6 protein-coding genes and 1 pseudogene are annotated in these 7363 nt (G+C 61.8%); 3 read left to right on the plus strand and 4 right to left on the minus strand.

Annotation, left to right across the window (positions count from 1 at the left end; all coding sequences use genetic code 11):
* Positions 1-1022, minus strand: a 1022-nt coding sequence (gene hisC / locus JWQ61_RS19200; protein WP_304361908.1) for a histidinol-phosphate transaminase, incomplete at its 3' end; no start/stop codon positions are given.
* A 199-nt stretch (positions 1023-1221) separates the two neighbouring features.
* Between hisC and JWQ61_RS19205 the strand changes: the two genes are divergently transcribed.
* From JWQ61_RS19205 to JWQ61_RS19215, 3 genes are all read left to right on the plus strand, one after another.
* Positions 1222-2073 (plus strand): mechanosensitive ion channel family protein, encoded by an 852-nt coding sequence (locus tag JWQ61_RS19205; RefSeq protein WP_304361909.1) that lies wholly within the window; start codon positions 1222-1224, stop codon positions 2071-2073.
* Positions 2074-2360: 287 nt separating this feature from the next.
* The gene (locus JWQ61_RS19210) at positions 2361-3413 is read left to right on the plus strand and encodes a type II asparaginase (RefSeq protein ID WP_304361912.1); all 1053 of its coding nucleotides are present in this window, start codon (positions 2361-2363) and stop codon (positions 3411-3413) included.
* Between the two features lie 159 nt (positions 3414-3572).
* Positions 3573-4151 (plus strand): DUF4337 domain-containing protein, encoded by a 579-nt coding sequence (locus tag JWQ61_RS19215; protein ID WP_120234049.1) that lies wholly within the window; start codon positions 3573-3575, stop codon positions 4149-4151.
* Between the two features lie 64 nt (positions 4152-4215).
* Here JWQ61_RS19215 and ettA read toward each other — a convergent pair whose 3' ends face one another.
* The 3 genes and pseudogenes from ettA to JWQ61_RS19230 all read right to left on the minus strand — a co-directional run.
* Positions 4216-5883 (minus strand): energy-dependent translational throttle protein EttA, encoded by a 1668-nt coding sequence (gene ettA, locus JWQ61_RS19220; protein ID WP_304361910.1) that lies wholly within the window; start codon positions 5881-5883, stop codon positions 4216-4218.
* A 76-nt stretch (positions 5884-5959) separates the two neighbouring features.
* Positions 5960-6850, minus strand: coding sequence for an EamA family transporter RarD (gene rarD, locus JWQ61_RS19225; protein ID WP_304361911.1), 891 nt, complete (start codon positions 6848-6850; stop codon positions 5960-5962).
* 144 nt (positions 6851-6994) lie between these two features.
* Positions 6995-7363: pseudogene (locus JWQ61_RS19230) on the minus strand (adenosine nucleotide hydrolase); the annotation flags it as partial.

Consider the following 7363-nt stretch of genomic DNA (forward strand, 5'->3'; position numbering starts at 1 on the left):
TCGGTGCCGACGGTGATGCGCAGGAACTGGGCGATGCGGGCGCTGCCGAAATGGCGCACGATGATGCCGTCGGCGCGCAGGCGGGCCGCCAGCTTGGCGCCGTCGTGGCGCGGATGGCGGGCAAACACGAAGTTGGCGGCCGACGGCAGGACGTCGAAACCGAGCGCGGCCAGGCTGCTGACCAGGTGTTCGCGGCTGGCCATGACGGCCTGCCGGGTCTGCTCGAAATGGGCCTGGTCCTTGATCGCCGCGGTGGCGCCGACGATCGCCATGCGGTCCAGCGGATAGGAGTTGAAACTGTTCTTGACCCGCTCCAGCGCCGTGATCAGGTCCGGCTGGCCGATCGCAAAACCGACCCGCAAGCCGGCCAGCGAACGCGATTTGGACAAGGTCTGCACCACCAGCAGGTTGGGGTAGCGCGCCACCAGCGGGATCGCGCTGTCGCCGCCGAAGTCGACATAGGCTTCATCCACGATCACCACGCAGTCGGGCTGGCCGGCCACCAGCCGTTCGACTTCGGCCAGCGGCAGCAGGCAGCCGGTAGGCGCGTTCGGGTTGGGGAAGATGATGCCGCCGGCGGCAGTGTCCAGGTAGTCGTCGACCCGCAGCGTAAAGTCCGCGGCCAGCGGCACGGTCCGGTAGGCGACCTGGTACAGGCCGCAGTAAGTCGGGTAAAAGCTGTAGCTGATGTCCGGGAACAGGATCGCCTGCTCATGCTGCAGCAAGGCCTGGAAGGCATGCGCCAGCACCTCGTCGGAACCGTTGCCGACGAACACATGGGCCGGCGTGATGCCGTGCGCGGCGTTCTGTTCGGCCAGCGCCAGCTTGAGCGGCTCGGCGTCCGGGTTCGGATACAGCCGCAGGTTGTCGCCCAGCTCGCTGCGCATGGCTTCCAGCGCCAGCGGCGACGGGCCGTACGGGTTTTCATTGGTGTTGAGCTTGACCAGCTTGCTCAGCTTGGGTTGTTCGCCGGGGGTGTAAGGCGTCAGGCGGCTGACGATGGGACTCCAGAATTTGCTCATTGTGTCGCTAAAGAAGGTAAGGACTGCGGCTGCGCGGGTTGGCGAATCAGCCATATGGTAGCAAACCCGGCGCGGTCTGGCTGGGATTCGCGGGTTGTGCCGGGAGCAACTGGTAACATAGAGGGCTCGATACGCGGATCGAATCGGCTGTTACCGTCCATTAGTCCGCGTTATTTCATACAAGCAACAGGAGCTGCCCTTGAACATATTAGCCGTCAACCAACTCTCTTCGATCTGGAATTTCCTGCTCGAATCGTCCTTGCACTACGGCCTCAATGCGGTGCTGGCAATCTTCACGCTGGCGGTCGGCTGGTGGCTGTCGTCGCGTTTCGCCAATGCGCTCGACCGCGTCATGGTGCGCGCCAGCCTGGACGCCACCTTGCGCCCGGTGCTGCGCAGCGTGCTGCTGTGGCTGGTGCGCCTGATCACGGTGGTGGCCGTGCTCGGCCAGTTCGGCGTGCAGACCGCCAGCATCATCGCCGTCCTCGGCGCCGCCAGCTTGGCGATCGGCCTGGCCTTGCAAGGGACTTTGCAAAACATCGCGGCCGGCATGATGCTGCTGTTGCTGCGGCCGTTCCAGGTCGGCGAATACATCTCCAACGGCAGCATCGAAGGCACCGTCGATGAAATCGGCCTGTTTGCCACCAAGCTGACCAAGGCCGACGGCATCTGCCTGTTCGCGCCCAACAACCAGCTGTGGAACAGCGCGCTGACTAACTTCAGCCGCAACAATACGCGCCGCATCGACATGCCGATCGGCATCAGCTACAAGGATAATCCGGCGGTCGCGATCCAGGCCCTGAAGGAACTGCTGCTGGCGGACGAGCGCATCCTGGCGACGCCGGCGCCGTTCGTGGTCGTCACCGACCACGCCGACAGCGCGGTCATGCTCAACCTGCGGGCCTGGACCACGACTTCCCAATACTGGGACGTGCGCTGGTCGATTGCACAAAAAGTGCAAGCCACGCTGGCGGCGGTGAACTGCTCGATCCCGTTCCCGATGCGCGAACTGCATATCACGCGCGAGGCGGAAGCCAAGCTTGCCGCGTGACAGGCGTGGTTCTTGCTAGTTGGTTTTTTGGCAGGAAACCGATCCGATTAAGCCATTCCTTACCGGGAACGATGGCTATAATAATTATGCATAATCCTATGCATAAATGGCATTAGATCGCTTTGCCGACTTTAGCTACAGTTCCGCGGCGCGGCAGCGCGTTGCAGAACGTTGAAATGCCGCGTGACCGCTTTCCGGCTCAGCCAGCGGTCCACAACAATCAACAGATCAGGAGATTTATGTCTACCCGCAAACTTACACTGCGTACCCTCAATTCCTACGCATTGATGATGTTCGGCGCCTTGTTGCTGTCCACTTCCGTGGCGCATGCGCAGGACAGCCAGGCCAAACTGCCTAACGTGATGATCCTGGCCACCGGCGGCACCATTGCCGGCACCGGCGCAGACAGCACCACCACGGTCGGCTATACCTCAGCCACTGTCGGTGTCGAAAAACTGATCGCAGCGGTTCCTGAGCTGAAGAAAGTCGCCAATGTCAAAGGCGAGCAGGTATTCCAGATCGCCAGCGAAAGCATGACCAACGACCACTGGCTGAAGCTGGCCAAGCGCGTCAATGCCTTGCTGGCGCAGCCGGACGTGGATGGCATCGTCATCACCCACGGCACTGACACCATCGAAGAAACTGCCTATTTCCTCGACCTGACCGTCAAGAGCCGCAAGCCGGTAGTGGTGGTCGGCGCCATGCGTCCTTCGACCGCGATCTCGGCCGATGGCCCGATCAACCTGTACAACGCCGTGCTGCTGGCCGGCAGCAAGGACGCCATCGGCAAGGGCGTGCTGGTGTCGCTCAACGATCAGATCAACGCTGCGCGCGAAGTGAGCAAGACCAATACGTCGACTACCGACACCTTCAAGTCGACCGAACTCGGCATGCTGGGCTACATCCAGGGCAACAAGGCCTATTTCTACCGCCAGTCGACCCGCAAGAACACGGTCGATACGGAATTCGACGTCAGCAAGCTGGACGTGCTGCCGCAGGTTGACATCATCTACGGCTACGCCAACATGACCCGCGCCGCGCTCGACGCCCAAGTCGCTTCCGGCGCCAAGGGCATCATCCAGGCCGGCGTCGGCGACGGCAGCATTGCCGCGCAGATGAAAACGCCTCTGGTCGAAGCACGCAAGAAGGGCGTGATCATCGTCCGCGCCAGCCGCGTAGGCCAAGGCATCGTGGCGCGCAACGGCGAAGCCAACGACGACGAACTGGACTTCGTGGTGGCCGATACGCTGAATGCGCAAAAAGCGCGCATCCTGCTGATGCTGGCGCTGACCAAGACCAATAACACCAAAGAAATCCAGCGCATGTTTTACACCTACTGATCACAGGCTGTGAGCCGAGGCGATGCTTGTCGCCTTGGCAGGTAAAAAGCCGGCTGAATCATCCTGTCTGATTCAGCCGGCTTTTTTACGTCTGCGGCATCGGCAACCGGGTCGCCGCCGGATACAATCGCTAAACAATTTTTTCAGGGATCAAACGCCATGTCCGAAGAATTCGAAGTCCCCAGCCCGCACGAGCATCATATCGAGCATGTCACTGAACATGCCCATGGCAGCGGCGACAATTTCGCCGGCAAGATCGCGGTGATGACGGCGCTCATGGCGACCGTCGGCGCCCTGTTCAGCTACCAGGCCGGCTCTACCGAGAGCGCCGCGGCGATGAACAAGAACGACGCCGCCATCAAGAAGACCGAGGCGGCCAACCAGTGGAATTACTACCAGGCCAAGTCCAGCCGCCAGAACCTGGCCGAGCTGGCGACCCATATCCCCGGCGTCGACGCTGCCCACTACAGCGCTGAAGCAGCGCGCTACAAGAGTGAAAAGGAAGTGGTGCAGAAAAAGGCGGAAGCGCTCGAAACCGAGGCCAGGGAATGGGATGAAAAATCAGAGCTGGCGCTGCACCAGCATCACCGCTGGGCGCAGGCGATGACGGCAATCCAGATTGCGATTTCGCTGGCCGCGATTACTTTGCTGACACGCAAGGAGTGGCTGAAAAAGATGGCGTATGGCGCCGGGGCGGTCAGCGTGGTGCTGGGCACGCTGGCCTGGCTGCATATCTGAATACTGATATCCAGGGCGGAGCAGCGAGCGCTGTCCGCCTTGGATACTTCAATCTACTGCGCAATCAGCGCGTCACCGGCTTGTAGCGGATCCGCTTCGGCTTGGCGCCTTCTTCGCCCAGGCGCTTGCGCTTGTCGGCTTCATATTCCTGGTAGTTACCATCAAAGAACGACACCTGCGATTCGCCTTCGAAGGCCAGGATGTGGGTCGCGATGCGGTCCAGGAACCAGCGGTCATGGCTGATCACCATCACGCTGCCGGCGAATTCCAGCAAGGCGTCTTCCAGCGCGCGCAGGGTTTCAACGTCGAGATCGTTGGACGGTTCATCCAGCAGCAGCACGTTGCCGCCTTGCAGCAGGGTCTTGGCCAGGTGCAGGCGGCCGCGTTCGCCGCCGGACAGGTTGCCGACGATCTTCTGCTGGTCGCCGCCCTTGAAGTTGAAGCGGCCCAGGTAGGCGCGCGACGGCATTTCAAAACGGCCGACGGTGAGGATGTCGGCGCCGCCCGAGACGTCTTCGAAAACGGTCTTCTGGTCCGACAGCGAATCGCGCGACTGGTCGACGATCGATACCCGCGCCGTGGCGCCGATCACCACTTCGCCGCTGTCCGGCTGTTCCTTGCCGGTGATCATCTTGAACAGGGTCGATTTACCGGCGCCGTTAGGGCCGATGATGCCGACAATGGCGCCGGCCGGGATGCGGAAGCTGAGGTTGTCGATCAGCATGCGGTCGCCGAACGATTTCGACACGTTCTTGAATTCGATCACTTCATTGCCCAGGCGCTCGGCTACCGGGATAAAGATTTCCTGGGTCTCGTTGCGCTTCTGGTATTCGTGTTCGCTCAGTTCATTGAAGCGCGCCAGGCGGGCCTTGCTCTTGGCCTGGCGGCCTTTCGGATTCTGCCGCACCCATTCCAGTTCCTTGGCGATGGTTTTCTGGCGTGACGATTCGGTGGCTTCTTCCTGCTTCAGGCGGTTGCCCTTTTGTTCCAGCCACGAGCTGTAGTTGCCCTTCCACGGGATGCCGTGGCCGCGGTCCAGCTCCAGGATCCATTCGGCGGCGTTGTCGAGGAAGTAGCGGTCATGGGTGATGCCGACCACGGTGCCGGGGAAGCGCTGCAGAAACTGCTCCAGCCAGTCCACCGATTCGGCGTCCAGATGGTTGGTCGGTTCGTCCAGCAGCAGCATGTCGGGTTTCGACAGCAGCAGGCGGCACAGCGCGACGCGGCGCTTCTCGCCGCCGGACAGCACGCCGATCTTGGCGTCCCAGGGCGGCAGGCGCAAGGCGTCGGCCGCCATTTCCAGCTGCAGGTCGAGATTGCCGTCGCCGGCGGTGGCCAGGATGTCTTCCAGCCGCGCCTGTTCCGCCGCCAGCGCGTCGAAATCGGCGCCTTCTTCGGCATAGGCGGCGTATACCGCATCCAGCTTGGCTTGCGCTTCAAACGCTTCGCCCAGGCCGCCTTCGACCGCCTGGCGCACCGTTTGCTCAGGATCGAGCTGCGGTTCCTGCGGCAGGTAGCCGATGTTCAGGCCAGGCATGGGCACTGCTTCGCCCTGGATATCGGTATCGATGCCGGCCATGATTTTCAGCAGGGTCGATTTGCCGGAACCGTTCAGGCCCAGCACACCGATTTTGGCGCCGGGGAAAAACGACAGCGAGATATCTTTCAGGATTTGGCGTTTGGGCGGCACGATCTTGCCGACCTTGTTCATTGTGTAGACGTATTGGGCCATGAGGAGCAATGATGATTAAGTGAATGGAGAAGCAGTAAAAACTAGCCAGACTGCCAAGAATAACCGATGTCGACCCTTAAGTCGAAGCGCCGGGGCGCGTTGTAAATGTCCGCCACAGGCCTTCAGCCGAATACAGGGCCAAAGCCACCCAGATGACGATGAAGCCTGCCAGCCTGGCGCCGTCCAGTTCCTCGTCATATAGCCAGACGCCGAGCAGCAGCTGTAGCGACGGCGTGATGTATTGCAGCACGCCGACCAGCGACAGCGGGAGGCGGCGGGCGCCGGCGGCGAACATCAGCAGCGGAATCGAGGTGATCGGGCCGGCGGCGACCAGCAGCCACTTGGTGGAAGTCGAGGCGCTGACGAAGGTATTGTGGTCCTGCACCGTAGTATACGCCAGGTAAGCCAGCGCCAGCGGCAGCACCAGCGCCGTTTCCAGCGCCAGGCCGGGCAGGGCGCCGAGGCTGGCGGTCTTGCGCAGCAGGCCGTAGCTGCCGAAAGTCACAGCCAGGGTCAGCGCAATCCAGGGCGGGTGGCCGGCTTGCCAGGTCAGCCACAGCACGGCGGCGGCGGCCAGCGCGATCGCCAGCCACTGCAGCAGGCGCAGCCGTTCGCGCAGGAAGATGAAACCGAGCGCCACGCTGACCATCGGGTTGATGAAGTAGCCGAGGCTGGCTTCGACGATGTGGTTGTTGTTGACGGCCCAGATATAGGTAGTCCAGTTGGCGGTCAGCAGCAGCGCGCTGGCGATGAAACCGCCGATGACGCGCGGCTGGCGCAGCACCGGCCCGACCCAGGCCCATTGCTTGCGTACGGTCAGCACGATCACCAGGAACAGGAACGACCACAGCATCCGGTGCATGACGATGTCGACCGGCGGAATCTCGGCTTCCAGCGCCTTGAAGTAAATCGGGAACAAGCCCCACAGGATGTAGGAGGCGATCGCGTAGAACATTCCTGCTTGCATGGTGTGGGTCTGTAAAAAGGTGGGGAAACGGCGCCGGTCTTCAGTTATGTTTTTGATACTTGTTTCAGGCGCATTTAAACAACATCCAGCATTTTACGCATAAGCGGCGCGCCTGATGCTCAAGACGTGCATATGGCCGGCGGTTCAGGCCGCCAGCAATTCTTGAAAGTAGTAAGTGGTCGAGCCCAGTTCGGGCGGCGAATGATAGGGACTGATGCGGTCGCGGCGAAACGGAACCGCGTGGGCGAACGCCGGGCCGTCATAGACGAAGGTATGGAATTCGCCGTTTTCGCCGCAGGCATCCACCTCTGGCGGCAGGTCGGCGAGAAAGGCGGCGTCGAATTCGCGCCCGCAAAAATCCTGCGGCAGATGCTTGCCATGGACGCATACCACCAGCGCCTTGAAACCGAGCGCCAGGAATTCATCCACCAGCCGGCGCCGTGGCTGGTTCCACAAGGGCAGGCTGGCCTGCAACCCGGCCTGGGCGCAGACTTTTTCTTCCCAGTCGCGATG

Origin of the sequence: Collimonas fungivorans, from assembly GCF_028292705.1 — a bacterium.
Lineage (GTDB): Bacteria > Pseudomonadota > Gammaproteobacteria > Burkholderiales > Burkholderiaceae_D > Collimonas > Collimonas fungivorans_B.